The 17113-nt window shown below is 41.7% G+C and carries 17 protein-coding genes and 1 riboswitch; all 17 genes read right to left on the bottom strand.

Going from position 1 to position 17113, the window contains the following annotated elements; all coding sequences use genetic code 11:
• Nucleotides 1–116 precede the first annotated feature (116 nt).
• Nucleotides 117–1088, bottom strand: a complete 972-nt coding sequence (locus JOC86_RS11140) for a transketolase family protein (protein WP_205172311.1) — start codon at nt 1086–1088, stop codon at nt 117–119.
• The gene (locus JOC86_RS11135; protein ID WP_205172308.1) at nt 1085–1912 is read right to left on the bottom strand and encodes a transketolase; all 828 of its coding nucleotides are present in this window, start codon (nt 1910–1912) and stop codon (nt 1085–1087) included. The genes JOC86_RS11140 and JOC86_RS11135 overlap by 4 nt, the downstream gene beginning before the upstream one ends.
• A gap of 12 nt (nt 1913–1924) precedes the next feature.
• Nucleotides 1925–3295, bottom strand: coding sequence for a PTS ascorbate transporter subunit IIC (locus tag JOC86_RS11130; protein ID WP_205172305.1), 1371 nt, complete (start codon nt 3293–3295; stop codon nt 1925–1927).
• 28 nt (nt 3296–3323) lie between these two features.
• Complete coding sequence (locus tag JOC86_RS11125; protein WP_205172302.1) at nt 3324–3605, bottom strand: PTS sugar transporter subunit IIB; 282 nt, start codon at nt 3603–3605, stop codon at nt 3324–3326.
• 13 nt (nt 3606–3618) lie between these two features.
• A complete protein-coding gene (locus tag JOC86_RS11120; RefSeq protein ID WP_205172300.1) occupies nt 3619–5664 on the bottom strand; it encodes a BglG family transcription antiterminator in 2046 nt (681 codons plus the stop codon).
• Nucleotides 5665–6044: 380 nt separating this feature from the next.
• Entirely contained in the window at nt 6045–7574 is a 1530-nt protein-coding gene (locus JOC86_RS11115; RefSeq protein WP_205172297.1) for an AbgT family transporter, read from the bottom strand.
• Between the two features lie 483 nt (nt 7575–8057).
• A complete protein-coding gene (gene thiE, locus JOC86_RS11110) occupies nt 8058–8708 on the bottom strand; it encodes a thiamine phosphate synthase (RefSeq protein ID WP_205172294.1) in 651 nt (216 codons plus the stop codon).
• Nucleotides 8708–9517, bottom strand: a complete 810-nt coding sequence (thiD, locus tag JOC86_RS11105; protein WP_205172291.1) for a bifunctional hydroxymethylpyrimidine kinase/phosphomethylpyrimidine kinase — start codon at nt 9515–9517, stop codon at nt 8708–8710. The genes thiE and thiD overlap by 1 nt, the downstream gene beginning before the upstream one ends.
• A gap of 15 nt (nt 9518–9532) precedes the next feature.
• Nucleotides 9533–10552: a thiazole biosynthesis adenylyltransferase ThiF gene (locus tag JOC86_RS11100; protein WP_205172288.1), complete on the bottom strand. Its 1020-nt coding sequence runs from the start codon at nt 10550–10552 to the stop codon at nt 9533–9535.
• Nucleotides 10549–11316: a thiazole synthase gene (locus JOC86_RS11095; protein WP_472925688.1), complete on the bottom strand. Its 768-nt coding sequence runs from the start codon at nt 11314–11316 to the stop codon at nt 10549–10551. The genes JOC86_RS11100 and JOC86_RS11095 overlap by 4 nt, the downstream gene beginning before the upstream one ends.
• 2 nt (nt 11317–11318) lie before the next feature.
• The gene (thiS, locus tag JOC86_RS11090; RefSeq protein ID WP_205172282.1) at nt 11319–11522 is read right to left on the bottom strand and encodes a sulfur carrier protein ThiS; all 204 of its coding nucleotides are present in this window, start codon (nt 11520–11522) and stop codon (nt 11319–11321) included.
• The gene (thiO, locus tag JOC86_RS11085) at nt 11519–12640 is read right to left on the bottom strand and encodes a glycine oxidase ThiO (protein ID WP_205172280.1); all 1122 of its coding nucleotides are present in this window, start codon (nt 12638–12640) and stop codon (nt 11519–11521) included. Before thiO ends, thiS begins: the two co-directional genes overlap by 4 nt.
• Nucleotides 12641–12645: 5 nt before the next feature.
• Complete coding sequence (gene tenI, locus JOC86_RS11080; protein WP_205172278.1) at nt 12646–13254, bottom strand: thiazole tautomerase TenI; 609 nt, start codon at nt 13252–13254, stop codon at nt 12646–12648.
• Nucleotides 13247–14047, bottom strand: a complete 801-nt coding sequence (locus JOC86_RS11075; RefSeq protein WP_205172276.1) for an energy-coupling factor transporter transmembrane component T family protein — start codon at nt 14045–14047, stop codon at nt 13247–13249. The genes tenI and JOC86_RS11075 overlap by 8 nt, the downstream gene beginning before the upstream one ends.
• Nucleotides 14044–15486 (bottom strand): ABC transporter ATP-binding protein, encoded by a 1443-nt coding sequence (locus JOC86_RS11070; protein WP_205172274.1) that lies wholly within the window; start codon nt 15484–15486, stop codon nt 14044–14046. The genes JOC86_RS11075 and JOC86_RS11070 overlap by 4 nt, the downstream gene beginning before the upstream one ends.
• Nucleotides 15487–15501: 15 nt before the next feature.
• Entirely contained in the window at nt 15502–16083 is a 582-nt protein-coding gene (locus tag JOC86_RS11065) for an ECF transporter S component (protein WP_205172260.1), read from the bottom strand.
• Nucleotides 16080–16790, bottom strand: coding sequence for a thiaminase II (gene tenA / locus JOC86_RS11060; protein ID WP_205172257.1), 711 nt, complete (start codon nt 16788–16790; stop codon nt 16080–16082). The genes JOC86_RS11065 and tenA overlap by 4 nt, the downstream gene beginning before the upstream one ends.
• 139 nt (nt 16791–16929) lie before the next feature.
• A riboswitch (TPP riboswitch) is annotated at nt 16930–17039 on the bottom strand.
• Between the last annotated feature and the right edge of the window lie 74 nt (nt 17040–17113).

Below are 17113 nucleotides of genomic sequence, written 5' to 3'. Positions count from 1 at the left end.
AGTACAAATCGTCCCTTTTGTGCTTGTTGATACAGTTTAATATTTACTAGGTTTACGACACCTTACAAATTCCGACAAAAAGCGGGTCGTGCCTGGCACGACCCGCTTTTTCTTTGTTACTTGCGTTTTTTAGTTAAACATACTTCCTTACACGCCCTTACAATATCCTTCACAGTGAGTTCATAGTATTCTTTCAAATAATCCACTTTCCCGACTTGCCCAAATTGCTCGTGGATTCCGATCCTTCTTAGTGGAACAGGATAAGTTTCACTTAGTACTTCTGCTACTGCACTTCCCAATCCGCCAATGACATTGTGATTTTCGGCGGTTACGACGCATCCGGTTTTCCTTGCTGTTTTTTCAATCAGGTCTCGATCGATGGGTTTAATGGAGTACATATCGATAATATTCGCTTCGATTCCTTCCTTTTCGAGCTCCACTGCTGCTTGAAGAGCTTCTGCCACCATAATGCCTGAAGCGATGATCGAGACGTCATTTCCTTCTCTTAAAAGCTTTCCTTTCCCTTTTGGGAAGGATTCGTTATCCTCATATAGTTTCACCGCATTTTTACGTATCGTCCTTATATAGTGTATTCCATATTCTTTGTGCACTTGTTGTAGCAGGGCTTTGAGCATGGTGGAATCACTAGCTTCATAGACAATTGCCTTTGGAATTAATCTCATAAGCCCTAAGTCCTCAAAGGCCATATGGGTTCCGCCATTAAATTCAGCCGTTACCCCTGCATCGGACCCTAATATTTTCAGATTGAGTTTGGCATAGGCTCCAGATACGAAAAGTTGATCAAAAGCTCGGCGGGTAGCAAATTGGGCAAACGTATGGATAAACGGGATATGTCCATTCAACGCTAGCCCTGCTGCTACCCCCATCATATTCGCTTCCATGATGCCACAATTAATGAGCTGATTGGGGATCAATCGTTGAATCTTGTTTGTTGTAATGGCACTCATCAAATCAGCTTCTAAGGCAACCACCTTCGGATCGGATTGCGCCAATTCTAGGATGGTCTCACTATAGACTTGCCTCATTTCTTTTTGATCTAATTCTAGTGTTGTTAGAGATGTTGTCATACGTTCACCTCCTCTTTCGGCCATTTCGCTTCAAGTTCTTCAATCGCTTCTTTTATCGCTTTTTTGTCTTCCTCTGTGGGTCTTATATGATGATTGTCAGCTTTTTCTTCCAGATAGGATACGCCTTGGCCCTTGATTGTGTCTAATATGATCGCCACTGGTTTATCATGCTGTTCTTTTCCATTTTCGATGGCATTTTCGATTTGTTTTAAGCTGCTTCCATCAACTCTTTTCGCGTGAAAGCCAAACGCATGAAATTTTTCAACAAAATCTAGAGGATCACAAATGTCTTTCGTTAATCCGTCTAATTGCTTTTTGTTATCGTCTACTAATACAAATAAATTATGAAGTTTATGATGAGCGGCAAATTGGATTGCCTCCCAGCATTGTCCCTCGTTAAGCTCCCCGTCTCCAACAATGGTATACGTACAAGCATCAACATTTTTCAGCCTATTAGAAAGGGCTGCACCCGTTGCAACCGATATTCCTTGCCCAAGTGAACCCGTTGTCATTTCCACACCTGGTGTTAAGTTACGATCCGGATGGGATGGCAGCTTTGTTCCATTTTGATTTAACGTATAGAGGAGTTCATGGTTAAAGTATCCCTTTATGGCTAGTGTTGCGTAAAGGGCAGGTCCGCCATGGCCTTTTGATAAAATAAAGCGATCATTAGCTTCTGAGCGCATTACCTTACCATATAAAACGGCCAACGCTTCGACGATGGATAGACTCCCTCCATAATGACCAAAACCAAGATGATTTAATGCTTTCAATGTCCATAATCGAATCTGATCTCGAAATTGTTCAAGTTCATTGGGATTCATTTTTAGCCTCCTTTAGGCAGAAATCGATTGGTCTTTGCTTTTATTTTTACGAATGAGTGACCAGATAACGGAGAGAGCTACAATGCCTATGACCATGATGCTAAGTCCAATAGCTCCAAAGTATTTGGCAGCATTGCCTAGAACAATTCCGGCCGCACCGAAGTCTGCATCAGAGAACGTTGTATTGGCAAAGCCAAGGTCTCCTAATACCGGCATGAGAAAGACTGGCAGGAAAGTAATGAGTAATCCATTTAAGAAGGAACCAATTGTCGCCCCGCGAATTCCTCCTGTAGCATTTCCAAACACCCCGGCTGTAGCTCCAGTGAAAAAGTGTGGAACGACTCCTGGTAATATAATGACAGCTCCGATTGCTCCTAAAAAGGCCATCCCCACCAGTCCGCCCAAGAAGCTACAAAAGAATCCAATTAACACGGCATTAGGGGCATAAGGGAAGACGATAGGACAATCCAGGGCTGGTTTCGCATTCGGAACAAGCTTGGATGAAATTCCTTTAAAGGCAGGAACAATTTCTGCCAGTACTAAGCGTACACCTGCTAGGATTATGAATACTCCCGCAGCAAAGGTTACGGCTTGAATGACGGAGAAGACTAGATATTGTGTTCCTCCACTAAGCTCACTCTCGATATAGGATGACCCTGCAAATAGGGCTACAATGACATAAAGAATCGTCATCGTTAAAGCGATACTGACCGAACTATCACGAAGAAACCCTAATCCTTTTGGGAAATTAATCTTCTCTGTGGAACGGGAATTTTTTCCAACAACAGTTCCTACTGCTCCTGACAGGGCATATCCTAATGTACTAAAATGACCAAACCCGACGGAATCATTTCCAATGATTTTTCTCATGAAGGGTTGAGCTAACGCTGGAAAGATAGCCATTGTGAAGCCTAAAGCGAGTGATCCGACGAAGACAAGCATAAAACTTTCCATTCCCGCGACAACTAAGATAACCGCAATCATACAAGCCATATAAAGCGTGTGATGACCTGTTAAGAAGATGTACTTGAAGTTTGTGAATCTAGCAATCAAGATATTGGCCAGCATTCCAAAGAACATAATAAGTGCAGTGGCAGATCCGTATTCTGAAAGTGCCATGGCGACAATCGCTTCATTATTCGGAACAACACCGTTCACATTAAATGCTTCTTGAAACATTAGCCCGAATGGTTCAAGTGAGCTTACAAGGATTCCAGCACCAGCGGCAATGACAATGAAGCCGAGAAATGATTTAGTTGTTCCTTTTATGACATCACTTGCTGGCTTTTTCTGAATCATTAATCCTACAAATGAAATAAGCGCAATGAGTACAGCAGGCTGACTTAAAATATCCATCATTAACTTTAGAAAATCTTGCCCCATCATAGTACCCCCTAAGTTTTCATAGTTTTCATAGTTTCCCTAGATCTTTCATTCTTTCTTCTAGTTTTCTCTTTAGCTCTTCTTGATCGATAATACTATCCAACACAATTTTTTCCCCTAAGTAACTTGCGCCTTCTGCAATATCTTTGGCCATCACAAATAGGTCCGCCATGTCCGGTGTGGCCGAGCTTAAATCTGAGTGCTCTACCTCAATTCCTGTGACACCTAACTCTCTAAGAACCTCTTGAATATTCATCTCCAACATAAAACTACTTCCTAAACCTGAACCGCATACAGCTACTATTTTCATATTTTCACCCTCCTTAAGATGCAGAGTATTCATTGATTAAGTTCATGATTTCATCCTTTGATTGAGCAGCTTTAAGCCTTGTTAATGTCTCTGGTTTGCTAAGCAATTTCGTTAATTGAGATAGTGCTTTTAAGTGTGTTGAGTTATCAGTTGCCGCTAAACATATAAAAATCTTTACCGGATGCTCTGGGCTGTCTAGTACGTGAACGGGCTGATCTAGCTTTAACAGGCTCATGCCAACATGGTGAACCCCGTTTTCTGGTCGTGAATGAGGAATAGCAATTTCCGGCCCAACGATAACGTAAGGCCCAAGAGTTTCTATATTGGAAATCATCGCGTCGATATAAGAGGGACTAATGTGGTTATTCTGTATTAAAGGTTCTGCTGCAAGAGCTATGGCAGCCTTCCAATCCGTTATACCGGAATGGACGTTGACCATTTCTTCTGTTAAAAGTTCATTCAGCACGGGTTGCTTCCTCCTATAATCTGTATTCACATTGCCGTATACCATATGGGAAAGTGATTTTCTCAATTTATCCGGCTCTTTAACATCCGCGTATTGTTCAATCATTCTCATGAGCTGTTCTGGTGTCAGATACGGTGATTCATAATGAAAGATTTTTTCTGAGACATGTTGATGAAGTAACCGTTTATCGACTTCGTTCATAAATGGTTTTACGATAAAGAGCGGCTTGACCGATTGAATAGGAACAGTCGAAAAAATGAGATCATACGATTCTGTTGGCTGCTGCTGAAATTCGAGCTTGGAAAGGGATGGTTTCCATTGAAATTGTGGGAATAAACTCTTCAGCTGTGTCTCAAGCATAAGGCTGGAACTAACTCCATTTGGACAGACAATAATAGCTTTTGTTTTCATTGATCTTGTTTGATTTTGTTCGAGAAGAGCTCCAAAGTGAATCGTTAAGTAGCCGAGTTCATCCTCAGGTATTTTAATATTCAGCATATCTTGGATGGGGTTCATCACCTTTTGTACAAATGTATAGAGATAAGGATGTTCTTGCTTGATATCTGCAAGCAAATGGTTGGTAATCGGAATTTTATAAAGCATTCTAAAGTATGCAGGTTTAAAATGACTGTACAAGGATTCTAGGGCTTTTGACTTGTCTATGATTTCTACACAGATGTATTTTTCAAAATCGTCTAGCGCTTTCTTTAACACTGTGGTTATTACATCTTGTGATTGTAGCTCTATCTGACCCTGAGAAATGCCGAGTAGCTGGATTGCCAAGAACGTTAACTCTTCTGTTCTTGTTGAGTGTGAAAGGGTTGATTGTATGGTTTCCGCTACTTTAAACATTTCATGGTTTTCTAGAAACTCTTTCGTATCAGGGTACATTTGCACCCATTTGTTTTGCTGCTGACGAATGTGTACCATTTGAAGAAGGGAAATGAATTCAAACATTCTTTCTTCAATAAAGTCGAGTGTATAATGCTTTTTCACCTCCATTAAAACTCTTTCATAGCTCAAGTAATCATCTTTATTGCCACTTTGTTTAAAAATAGATGTAAGCATTTCTTTGGCAAGTGGGTTAAGAGATAATACTGAAATGCATTTGAGAGCTAAATTTCTTTTATCTTCTTCGGAGCCTCTTAGATGGTAGCCATTTTCCCTTGTGTACTTTATTCCGACCCTAAAACTTTTGCCTAGCTCATTTGCCTTTTTCACATCCGCACTAACGGTGTTTTTACTGATTTGAAGTAATGAGCGAAAGTGGGCATTAGAAAGCGGCTCTAGGCGAATAAATGTATAAAGATATAAGAATAGGATCCGGTCTTGCTCATTCAAGTGAATCTCTTTTGAAACCATTTCTTTTTGATAGCTCTGCCAATAGCGATAGGCTTTGATGGGAATGGTGATAGTGCTTCCCTTGGTTTGGATAATAGGAAGGCTTCGATTTTTTAACCATTCATTAATTTTTTCTAGATCATAGAAAAACTGTCTTTCCGTTAAGCCATAGGTTTCAAGAAATAGCTCATATTGTTTGGGCTGACTAGCCATCAGATGGGTAAACGTTTTAATACTTCTACTTTCCAACATGTGAGTGGCCCCTCCTTAATAAAACTATATGCGGAAACGCTTACAATTTAAATTCCTATTGAGCACAGTTTGTGTATCTAATTTTTTGAAGAGTTGGGATGTTATTAGAAAATTTTGTTTATATTACATACTACTCCATTGCCTTTTCTTTAGGACAAGGAAATTAATTCATTTAATGGATGAACGCGGGAATGTAGTTGGGGACGGTTCTCGACTGGTTTAACGCGGCAGCGTACTTGGGGACGGTTCTCGACTGGTTTAACGCGGCAGCGTACTCGAGAACCGTCCCTCAGTTGTTTAAAGTGAGAAAGGATGATCGACAAAATCGGGTCGTGAGAGGCACGACCCGATTAGATTATTAAGAAATTAGAATCTCATTTTTACAAGTAAACCCCAACCCCAGGTCCAAACGGGATCCCTAGTAAAGCAAATGCTAGCAATAGTACGATCCAAACGGACAGGAATGCAATTGTATAAGGCAGCATGAGGGAGATTAAGGTTCCAAGACCTGCCTTTTTGTCGTACTCTCTCATAAATGCCAAGATGACAATGATATATGGGTTCATTGGTGTGATAATATTTGTAGATGAGTCTGCGATCCGATAGGCTGCTTGAATAAACGCAGGATTGTACCCAAGAGTGGCAAACATCGGGATAAAAATGGGCGCTTCCAATGCCCATTGTGCAGAACCACTAAAGATTAACAAGTTTAATAGAGCTGTCAGTAATACAAATCCGACGACTGCTGCTAAGCCCGTCATATTAATAGACTCTAAGAAGTTCGCACCACTCACAGCTACCCATGTTCCAAGGTTCGTCCAATCGAAATAGGCGATAAATTGGGCAGCAGCGAAGATCAAGACAATGTATCCAGACATATCCCTCATCGCTTCTCCCATATATTTTGGAATGTCACGTGTAGAGTTGATTTTTTTCACTGTCACCCCGTAGGCAACTCCCATGACTACGAAAAAGAAAAGAATAATCGGGATAACCCCAGATAAAAACGGAGAAGGAATCAATCCCCCATCCTCATTCCGTAACGGTGAATCCGGCCAGAAGATGGCAATGAACAGAACAGCCAAATAGGCCATTCCTGCGAGGACAGCATTTTTTAACCCTTTACCTTCTAAAGGACTTTCTTCCTCTAATTTTTTGTCTACTCTTCCTTCATACTTTCCTAATCTAGGTTCAACAATTTTTTCTGTGATTAATCCGCCAACAATGGTAAGAATCACAACGGACACCATCATAAAATACCAATTATCAACAGGAGTAACAACCACCTCAAAGGATTTAGCCGCTTCTGTTGAGATTCCCGCTAAGAGGGCATCTGTTCCTGTAATAATAAAGTTCGCTGTAAACCCAGCTCCTACTCCGGAGAATCCAGCAGCAAGACCAGCTAATGGATGGCGCCCTACTGTGTAAAACACCATGGCCGCAAGGGGTGGAATGATAACAAAGGCTGCATCTGAAGCCAAGTTCCCCATAATCCCTACCATGATCACAGCATAGGTAACCAAACCTTTTGGTGCATTTAGAACGGTTTTCTTAATAGCTGTTTCTAGTAAACCTACCTTTTCAGCTAAGCCAATCCCAAGCATCATGGCTAACACTAGCCCCAAAGGTTTAAAGCCCGTAAAGTTTTCAAGCATCGAGGTCAAAATATATTGAAGACCCTCTCCAGAAACAAGACTTTTAATGGCAAGCACTTCACCTGTTTTCGGGTGCTCAACCGTCACATCCAAACTTGCAATAAACCATGAAAATAAAACAATAAACAATGATAAGTACACAAATAGCATAAAAGGATCAGGGAGCTTATTCCCTACCTTTTCAATTCCACCTAAAAAACGAAGGAATCCTTTTTGGTTTTGCGGTGAATTTGTCTCTAAATTTGGATTTGTCATCAGGTCACTCCTTTATCCATTTCTTTTAAGGAATAATTCCTTATTACTTCCGTTAATACCTAATTCGATACGAATTGATAAAATCCTTTATAAAATTTAATTATTTTTAGAAAATTTATAATATATAATTATTGAAGGGTTCATCGGAGGAACAAAATAGATTTTTTGGATACATTAGCATAATCACTGTAATGATGTTTTTTTAAGAGCTTCGAAGTTCTTTTACTGTATATCGTAGCTTAGCTTCCTTGTTAGAGGATAAAAACTTACAGGAGAATAAATCAGATAAATGAAGATTAAATACTTGATTACTCTAAACTAAGGAGGAATGAACTAAATCTTCATTAATATGAGTAATCATTGTGGTTCCGAAATTCACTTATGGAAGAATTTCACAGTGTTACTATGGATGAAATTGCACGAAAAACCAAATTTATGCACATCTAAACAAAAAAAGACCCAGATCGGGGTCTCTTCATAAAATTATTCGACAAATTCCGGGTCGTGCCTGGCACGAAGCAAATTCGACATTTTCCGAGCGGTACCTGGCACGCGGGAAATGGCGGAGATGACGGCGATTCCGTCTGCTCCTGCTTGAATGACTTCTGAAGCATTGTTTAGTTTGATACCACCGATTCCGACTAGTGGGATGGTGATTCCAGCTGTTCGGATTTTCTTAAGGACATTTGGCCCTTCGACCTTACGGATATCGGCTTTTGTTGTTGTTAGAAACATAGGGCCGACACCGAGATAATCCGCTCCCAATGCGATTGCTCTCTTCGCCTCTTCTACATTATGAGCGGATACTCCAAGGAGTTTCGTCCCTATTCTTCTTCTAACCTCTTCAATATCATCATCTTCCTGCCCCACATGTACTCCATCTGCGTTCAAAAGCAGTGCAAGCTCGACATCATCATTCACGATAAAAGGGACACTAAATTGCTGGCAAATTTTTTGAAGATCCTTGGCTAGCTCTAACTTGGCTTCTCCCTCAAGACACGGCTCACCCTTTTCTCGAAATTGAAACATCGTCACTCCACCTTCAAGGGCTTCTGTTAACACCTCTCTAGGGTCACGATCACAATTCACGCTTCCCATCACAAAATAAAGCTCTAGTTGTTCTTTCAACTTCATTACACTGAAACTCCTGTTCTTTTATATGCCCAATGATTAGTAGGACCATGTCCGCTCCCTATGCCTAACTCATTCTTAATGGCTGCCGTAATAAACGCTTTTGCTGTTTTTACAGAGTCGTAGAGGGATTGCCCTTTTGCAAGTTCAGACGTAATGGCCGCTGCAAAAGTACATCCTGTTCCGTGTGTATTCTCTGTTTGGAATCTAGGACTACTAAACTCGAAAAAATCAGTTCCATCAAAAAGCACATCAACTGCTTCATCAGGGTGTGCCGCATGCCCGCCTTTGATAACAACATGCTTTGCCCCCATATTATGAAGGCTCATAGCTGCTTTCCTTACACCCTCATCCGTAACAATTTTCATTCCTGTTAACACTTCCGCTTCTGGAATGTTAGGCGTGATTACGTAAGAAAGAGGGATTAATTTTTCGATTAGCGCTTGTACGGATTCCTGTTGTAAGAGTGATACTCCACCTTTAGCAATCATGACTGGATCTACGATAAGTTTTTCCCAGGAATAAATTCTTACAGCATCCGCTACAGCTGAAATGATCTCCGCATTAAACAACATCCCTGTTTTTAATGCATGAGGCGATAAATCATCGGCAATTGATTTCATTTGTTCTTTCACGGCTTCTACTGATAACGGGTAGACACCTTGTACGCCGAGCGTATTTTGGGCCGTAATAGCTGTCAATGCAGACATTCCGTAAACACCAAGCTCTTGAAAGGTTTTCAGATCGGCCTGAATCCCTGCTCCGCCGCCGCTATCCGATCCAGCAATCGTTAATGCTTTAAAAGTCGTCATAATCCTTCCCTCCTTCTAGCCAAAATATCGATGATAAAGGGTTTTGGCTTCTGTTATATCTTTCGTTCCATGGACAAGCACCCGACCATCCTGAAACATGACTAGCCGTTGCTCGTCAATCGTAAAGGAAAGGAGATAAGGATTTTGTTCTACCTTTCCCCCTTTCCCGGAAAGCGTCTCAGCTATCATTTGCAAATCACGCTTCTGAACATGGGCAGGGCGAATTTGAACGGATTCTCGCCCACAAAGTACAGCCGTTTTCGTTTGATTTTCAAAAGAAAGAAACGGATAGGTCGCCTCCACTCCACATGAAGAACAGCTTTCTTTTTTTATCTTAGAAACATTAATCGCTGTTTGCTGATTTGTCCAAAGATCAAAAGAAATTAATTTCTTCCTTATCGCTCCCCAATCTTCCACGAGGATCTTCAACGCTTCTGCTGTCTGATAAGCAACGACCATCCCGACAGCTGGGCTTATGATACCTGCTGTATCGCAGGTTAAACCGCCCAATGGTACACTTTCCAGTAAACAGTGGAGGCACGGTGTTTCTCCAGGAATGATGGTATAACTAATTCCATAGCTCCCAACACAAGCCCCATAGATCCAAGGAATCTCATATTTTTGAGAAATATCATTGATCATCATTCTCGTATCAAAATTATCAGTAGCATCGAGAATCAAATCAACTCCAGTTGTAAAACGCTCAAGCTCCAGTGGAGTCGCATCTAAAATATAGGCTCCGATTTCTACCTCAGAATTAATCTTTTGAAGGCGCTCTTTTGCCGCGATCGCTTTCGGCATACGATTCTTGGCATCCTCTTCGCTATATAGCTGCTGCCGTTGCAGATTGCTCCATTCGACATAATCTCGGTCGACAATGGTTACTTTTCCAACGCCTGCACGAACAAGCGCTTCGGCATTTCCCGTTCCAAGAGCCCCCGCTCCAATAATTAAGACATGCTTCTCGGCAATTCTTTGCTGCCCTTTTTCACCAATTGGTGCGAACAAGGTTTGTCTTGAATAGCGGTCACTCATCCAATACTCAAGCCTTCCATTGGGCTGCTTGCCGTCGCCGAACGCTTCTTCGGAATTCTTCCTGCTTCATATCCTAGACGTCCTGCTTCAATGGCTAGTTTCATAGCCTGAGCCATTTTCACTGGATCATTAGCCGCCGAAACGGCTGTATTTAAAAGAACGCCATCCGCTCCAAGCTCCATCGCTTGTGCAGCATCTGCAGGTGAACCAATTCCAGCATCCACGATAACTGGGACACTTGTTTGTTCGATAATGAAGCTCAAGTTTAATGGATTGATGATCCCTTGACCTGATCCAATCGGGGAAGCACCTGGCATAATCGCGTGTGCACCAAGCTCTTCTAGTCTCCTTGCAAGGACAACATCATCAGATGTGTATGGAAGTACAGTAAATCCTTCTTTGATTAACTCTTCTGTTGCTTTCAATGTCTCGACTGGATCGGGTAATAATGTTTTGTCACAGCCAATGACTTCTACTTTAATCATGTCGCAAAGCCCGGATGCTTTTGCAAGCTTTGCATGACGAACCGCTTCCTGGGCTGTTTTCGCTCCTGCTGTATTTGGTAAAAGGCTATATTTTTCTAAATCTAATTTTTCAAGAAAATTAGGCTGACTTGGTTCAAAAATATTCATTCGACGAACGGTAAACGTTAATATTTCCGTATCTGACACTTCAACGGCTTGTTTTTGGACATCAAAATTTGGATATTTTCCTGTTCCTAATAATAATCTAGACTGAAATTGGTGTTTTCCGATTGTTAACACTCTCAACCGCCTCCTACAAATTGAACTAATTCTATAATGTCTCCATCTGATACCTTCGAACCTGAATGGTCTTGTTTTTCCAATATCGTGTCATTATGCTCGACGATAACGACACGATTGCTTATCTCAAAATGCTCGATTAAATCGGTAATCGTTGCAATCGTATTCGGAACCGTTACAAACTCTCCATTGATTCGTAGTTTCATATTCTCAACTCCCTTATCGAATTCCTCTCAACCCGGAAGTGATCATCAAGTTCTTTTCCATCTAGTAATTCAGCCATCTGCCATCCCGAAATCGGCGATAGCAGGATCCCATTTCGATAGTGACCAGTGGCAATCGACATTCCTTCCCATTCAGGATGTCTTCCCAGGTAAGGGTATCCATCCTCTGTTTGCGGGCGAATCCCTGCCCATGCTTTTTCCCACTGAGCATTTTCAAGCTCCGGGATGATTTTCGTTGCTCTCTCCATTAGTCTTGAAACACCTTTTAGACTAACAGATTCATCAAAGGTATTCGCTTTTTCCGTAGCTCCAATAACAAGACGACCTCCCAGTTTAGGTACAATATAACAGCCGTTAGCAAAGACCGTTCTCATTATTGGGCTGATTTCTACCTTTACAGAAAAACATTCACCCTTAACGGGATATGTGTTAAGTTGGATTCCTGCTTGTTTTAACAACTGCTCACTCCAAGCACCTCCAGCTACAATCGTTTCATCAGCATAAAGCCGTCCAGCCAGCGTTTGAACACCTTTGACTTTATTTTCTTCTTTTATAAAATCATAGACTTCTGTATATTCCTGAATGTCTGCCCCTAACGCAACCGCTGAATGGGCAAAAGCCTTTGAAAGCGAAGGTGCCGAAACATTGCCATCGTTAGGAATGGACATGGCCCCCTTGATGTGTTCGGAAAGTGCCGGTTCTTGAGTGCGTAACTCTTCAGAAGGAATCCACTCTGCTTCCTCTCCAAGTTTTTGCTGGAGAGGAACGAGGGACTGAAGCAGGGACATTTCTTCATCTGTTTCCGCCACTTTAACCATTCCATTTTGAACTAATTCGATATCAATCCCTGATAATTCCTTTAACTCCTGTGAGAGTTTCGGAAACATAGCCCGGCTTTTACGAGCAAGCCGATACAGCGGGCTGTCTTTTTCCAGTTCCGTCTGCGCTCCAAGCATGCCTGCTGCTGCACTGGATGCTTTAGTAGCTAATTGATTTTTTTCAACGATCAGCACTTTTTTCCCGCGTTTACTCAGATGAAAAGCAATCGAGCTCCCTATGACTCCCCCGCCGACTATAATGGCATCATAATGGATGTTCATGGTTCTCAACCCTCTCCCTTCATCTTTTTTCTATATTCCAATACGGCTTCTAAAGGATCGTTAGCCTTTAAAATTCCTGACAAAACGGCGATTCCTTCCACACCGGTTGCCAGTACTTCTTCTACATTCCCAGGTGTAATTCCTCCGATCGCAAAGACCGGGATCGTTACGTTCTGAACGATTTCCCCCAGTTCCCTCAATCCCCTCGGAGGAACTCCTGGTTTGGAGGCAGTTGAAAAAATGTGACCGTAGAGAAGTCTGTTAGCTCCCTTTTTTTCTGCCCCCATTGCTTCTGCTAGTGAATGAACGGAACAACCTATTTGTAATGCCGGAAAAGCTTTCTTAACTAAAGATGCATCCATACTATGGTGGGCAAGCTGAACGCCACCCGTTTTCATACTATGTGCAACGTCACCACGATCGTTTACAATGATTTTCTCAAGTGGTACTCCTTGTTCTGATAAGGATTGAATTGCAGCCACCAGTTCTTTCGCTGTCCACTTCTTCTCGCGTAGATGAAATCCATCAACATACTCATGAATGGTACTTGCAATCCTTCCAAACTCTTCTTTCGATTGCTGTCCGGTTGAGATTACATGTAATTGCCTATTCATACCTTACATCTCCTACTGGAAAAATCGGTAGGACAGATGATACATAGTAAGCAAGGAGTATAAGCAGGACGACATACACAACGAAATAGCTATCGTATTTTGAAAAACCTATTTGATAAAAATACGTACGCTCTTTGACGCTTGAAAATCGTTTCGCTTCCATAGCCACTGCAATCCGATGGGCTCTGCGAATGCTTTGTGATAAAAGTGGAATCGAGTAGGATTTCAACTTAAAAAACAGGCCTCGGATTCCACTTTGCTGCTCGACTCCCCGCACTTTCATGGCATTTTTTATCGTAAAAAATTCTTCTATCATGATAGGGATTAAACGAAGTCCAGCCATAAAGCTATATGCATATTTCGGTTTTAATCGAACCTGCTGCATCAATGAGTAAAATAGCTGAACAGGTCTCGTTGTTAAGGCAAATGTCAAACCCAGCGTCGCAAAAATAAACGCTCTGAACCCGAGATGAATCCCCCTATAAAAGCTTTCTTCTGTGATATGAATCAAGCCCCATTTGAACCAGGTTGTCTCCCCTTTCCCAAAAAGGATCATCGAGGAGGCAGTAGAAAGAAATACAACCAAAAACGGGATCAGCATAAGGGCCACATGCTTTTTTGAATGTCCAGAAAAAAACCAGAACAGCACAAAAGCCCCTAGAGTTAAATTTACAAGCCAATTTAACTGATGAACGAATAAAACAAAAATAAACAAGCCCATCATGATGAATAGCTTAAGGGTTGGATTGATCTGGTGCAGCCATGTCTGCTGGTAGTTAAACTCAAGATTCATAACACAACACTCCTAAGTGAAGACTCGCTCCGATCTTCAACGAACTCATCCTGAATAAGCACTCCATCCTTTATTGTCCAAACCTTTGTTGCGAAATGGTCGACGATCTTTTCATCATGGGTAACCATTAAAATCGTTGCTCCTTTTTGCTGATAGCCTTGAAGCATTTCTAATAAAGCGAAGGTGTTTTGCGAATCCTGCCCAAAGGTTGGCTCATCTAATAGCATGATCGGCTGATTTTTGACAATCGATGCAGCGACGCTCAATCTTCGTTTTTGCCCCATTGAAAGCTGATAGGGATGATGCTCTCGATGGTTTTTAAGACCAAATCGCTCTAAAAGCTCATCAACCTTTATGGTTACCTGCTCTTCATCGACTTTTTCCAGCCGAAGACTATAAGCGATTTCATCAAAAACTGAATTGGTTACAAATTGAAATTCAGGATTTTGAAAAACAAAGGTGAGATCCTTTGGAACTTGTTTAGGCTTAACAGAGTTATTGTATAGAAGGTACAACCCGCTCGTTTTGATAAACTGCATTAAGCCATGAAGAAGAGTCGATTTCCCTGCTCCATTTTCACCCACAATAGCGAGCCATTCCCCGGCGTTGACACTAGCTTGGGGAATAGAAATTTTCGCCTCTTTTTGATGGAACCCTTTAAAGTCCTGAAGTGTAAGGATGGCTTCGTCCCTCGTTTCAATCGTTTTAGGAGGGGTAGCGTGAAGATAATCCTCCCAAACACCCGGGTACCAGATTCCTTGTTCTTGAAAGGTTTCCTTGTACTGATTAAGAATTTTGTCTTTTTCCCCATCTGCTAGTACATTTCCATCAAGATCAAATAGAATGATGCGGTCTATTAGTTCTAGGACATGGTCAAGCTTATGTTCAACGATGATTAATGTCTTATCTTGACCAATCCGTTTCACCGTTTCCCATATGTCTTTTGTTCCTTTACTATCTAATAAAGCGGTCGGTTCATCAAGAAACAAGGTGTCAGGATTTAAGGCAAGTACCGACGCAATCGCAAGTCGCTGCTTCATCCCACCTGAAAGCCGGTTAATATTTGTATGGAGATTATCAAACTGCAGACCAACTTCATTAAGTAGCTCCTTGATACGCTCAGGCATTTTTTCTCGAGGTACTTGCAAGTTTTCCAAAACAAACGCCAATTCCTCATCCACAAATGGCATACAGAACTGTGAATCCGGATCTTGGAAGACATAGCCCCATGAGTCAGGATGCTTGATTTCGTTAGCTTTCATAGGAACCTCGATCGAATTCGGAATGACTCCTGAAAGAACTTGGAGCAGTGTTGATTTACCACAGCCGGACGGTCCAAGCAATAATACTTTTTCATGCTTTTCAACAGAAAGACTGAGATCCTTAAATAATAGCTTTTCATGACCCGGAAATTTGAGGCGAAGATTATTTACTTTCATCTTTCACCCTCCTATTTACTGGTTCAATGCGTCATAATCCTCTTGTTCTGTTGGGCGAACGAGACTAGTGACACCGGTTTTTTCTAATGCTTTGACTAAGTAATAAGCGCCAATTCCTGCAATAATGATGGAACCAATAATTCTAAATCCCAGGAATAGACTTAAATTCCACAGGGCTAAATCTTCAATATATCCTTTATAATAGTCCATCATAATCGAACCGACTGCAGATCCAGCCGCAGCCATACTCACCACTAGGATCCCAGATCGTTTATAACGGAACGCCATAAATACTAATTCAGCAAATAGACCTTGGACAACTCCGAATAAGAGAACTTCAAGTCCCCACTCAGAACCCATTATGAATTCACCAGAGGAAGCTGCGATTTCTGCTAATAGTGCCACTCCCGGCTTTCGAATGATGAGAAAGGCAACGGTCGCTGCGATAAACCACATTCCATAAATCAGCTGGTCGATGTGTAGTCCGAATGGTTTGACAAAATAATAGAGCGGCCCCCATAGCTTGTAGACAATTCCAAAGCCTATCGAAATCACGATGGTGACTAATATATCTGTGAGCTTCAATCCTCTATTCATGCTTTTTCACCGACTTCTGCCGTAACAGTTTGAAAGACTTCATTCCCAAACGGCCATTCTTCCAAGGTATGAGCCATTTCCCAGAACTGTAACTCATAAATGCTGCTTGTGATAAAAAGCTCCTTCATCCGTTGTCTGTCTGACTCTGTGACAGTCTCAGCAATGTCGTCAAGACGCTGTATTTGTTCCTCAACAAGTTCCCTAAACCATTCTCCGCCGTATGCAGCAATCCAATCCTTGTAGATGGATTCTTCAGGGCTGCACTCTTGTAATCTTTCTCCAATTTCGTAATAAAGCCAATAACAAGGGAGAATCGCCGCAATGATGTCTCCTAAGTGGCCGAACTGAGCGGCACGGTACATATGTGATGTATAGGCATAGGCTGTTGGAGCTGGTTTAAAATTTTGTCGCTCTTCATCCGTGATCCCGAGTCTCTTTGAAAAATTCTCATGCAGGGATAGCTCAGCCTCATTTGTTCCTTGAGCATGTGCAGCCATACTTGCCGTAGTCGCTAGGTCCGTTGCTTTCGCAGCACCTAACGCTTGCACTCTGGAAAAATGAGTTAAGTAGTAGGCATCCTGAAGCACGTAATAGCGGAAGTTTTCAAGTGACAATGTACCGTCACCAATTCCTTTAACAAACGGGTGGTTAAAGCTTGCTTCCCAAATCGCATCTGCTTCTTTCCTTAAGTATTGTGAAAATGACATAACCAATCTCTCCTATTCTCAGACGACCCACGTTTTTTGTTCTGCTGAACCCTATAAATTCGAACAAAAAAACCACTTCCTATTATGCGTAGCGCATACAGAAAGTGGTCGTGAGATTAGTAGATTAAACGTTCTACCTAGCATCCAATTACCACTTCCCTACGCTGGCTTCAACCAGATCAGGTTCTAAGGGTCTTAAAGTCGCACTTTAATCTCAGCCTTTAAGGTAAGGCACCCCTAGTGGATCGTCATATATAATTTTTGTATTCGATGTAATCGTAACATGTATTGATGGTTTGTCAATCCTTTTTGAGTTAAGGCTG

This window comes from Rossellomorea pakistanensis, assembly GCF_016908495.1.
Taxonomy (GTDB): domain Bacteria; phylum Bacillota; class Bacilli; order Bacillales; family Bacillaceae_B; genus Rossellomorea; species Rossellomorea pakistanensis.
The sequence above is the reverse complement of the archived record's forward strand: the minus strand, read 5'-3'. Positions and strand labels throughout refer to the sequence as shown.

Bases quoted from the DNA above. Each gene is read 5' to 3' on its own strand.
- JOC86_RS11140 (WP_205172311.1), bottom strand. From the start codon at position 1,088: ATGACAACATCTCTAACAACACTAGAATTAGATCAAAAAGAAATGAGG.
- JOC86_RS11135 (WP_205172308.1), bottom strand. From the start codon at position 1,912: ATGAATCCCAATGAACTTGAACAATTTCGAGATCAGATTCGATTATGG.
- JOC86_RS11130 (WP_205172305.1), bottom strand. From the start codon at position 3,295: ATGGGGCAAGATTTTCTAAAGTTAATGATGGATATTTTAAGTCAGCCT.
- JOC86_RS11125 (WP_205172302.1), bottom strand. From the start codon at position 3,605: ATGAAAATAGTAGCTGTATGCGGTTCAGGTTTAGGAAGTAGTTTTATG.
- JOC86_RS11120 (WP_205172300.1), bottom strand. From the start codon at position 5,664: ATGTTGGAAAGTAGAAGTATTAAAACGTTTACCCATCTGATGGCTAGT.
- JOC86_RS11115 (WP_205172297.1), bottom strand. From the start codon at position 7,574: ATGACAAATCCAAATTTAGAGACAAATTCACCGCAAAACCAAAAAGGA.
- thiE (WP_205172294.1), bottom strand. From the start codon at position 8,708: ATGAAGTTGAAAGAACAACTAGAGCTTTATTTTGTGATGGGAAGCGTG.
- thiD (WP_205172291.1), bottom strand. From the start codon at position 9,517: ATGACGACTTTTAAAGCATTAACGATTGCTGGATCGGATAGCGGCGGC.
- JOC86_RS11100 (WP_205172288.1), bottom strand. From the start codon at position 10,552: ATGAGTGACCGCTATTCAAGACAAACCTTGTTCGCACCAATTGGTGAA.
- thiS (WP_205172282.1), bottom strand. From the start codon at position 11,522: ATGAAACTACGAATCAATGGAGAGTTTGTAACGGTTCCGAATACGATT.
- thiO (WP_205172280.1), bottom strand. From the start codon at position 12,640: ATGAACATCCATTATGATGCCATTATAGTCGGCGGGGGAGTCATAGGG.
- tenI (WP_205172278.1), bottom strand. From the start codon at position 13,254: ATGAATAGGCAATTACATGTAATCTCAACCGGACAGCAATCGAAAGAA.
- JOC86_RS11075 (WP_205172276.1), bottom strand. From the start codon at position 14,047: ATGAATCTTGAGTTTAACTACCAGCAGACATGGCTGCACCAGATCAAT.
- JOC86_RS11070 (WP_205172274.1), bottom strand. From the start codon at position 15,486: ATGAAAGTAAATAATCTTCGCCTCAAATTTCCGGGTCATGAAAAGCTA.
- JOC86_RS11065 (WP_205172260.1), bottom strand. From the start codon at position 16,083: ATGAATAGAGGATTGAAGCTCACAGATATATTAGTCACCATCGTGATT.
- tenA (WP_205172257.1), bottom strand. From the start codon at position 16,790: ATGTCATTTTCACAATACTTAAGGAAAGAAGCAGATGCGATTTGGGAA.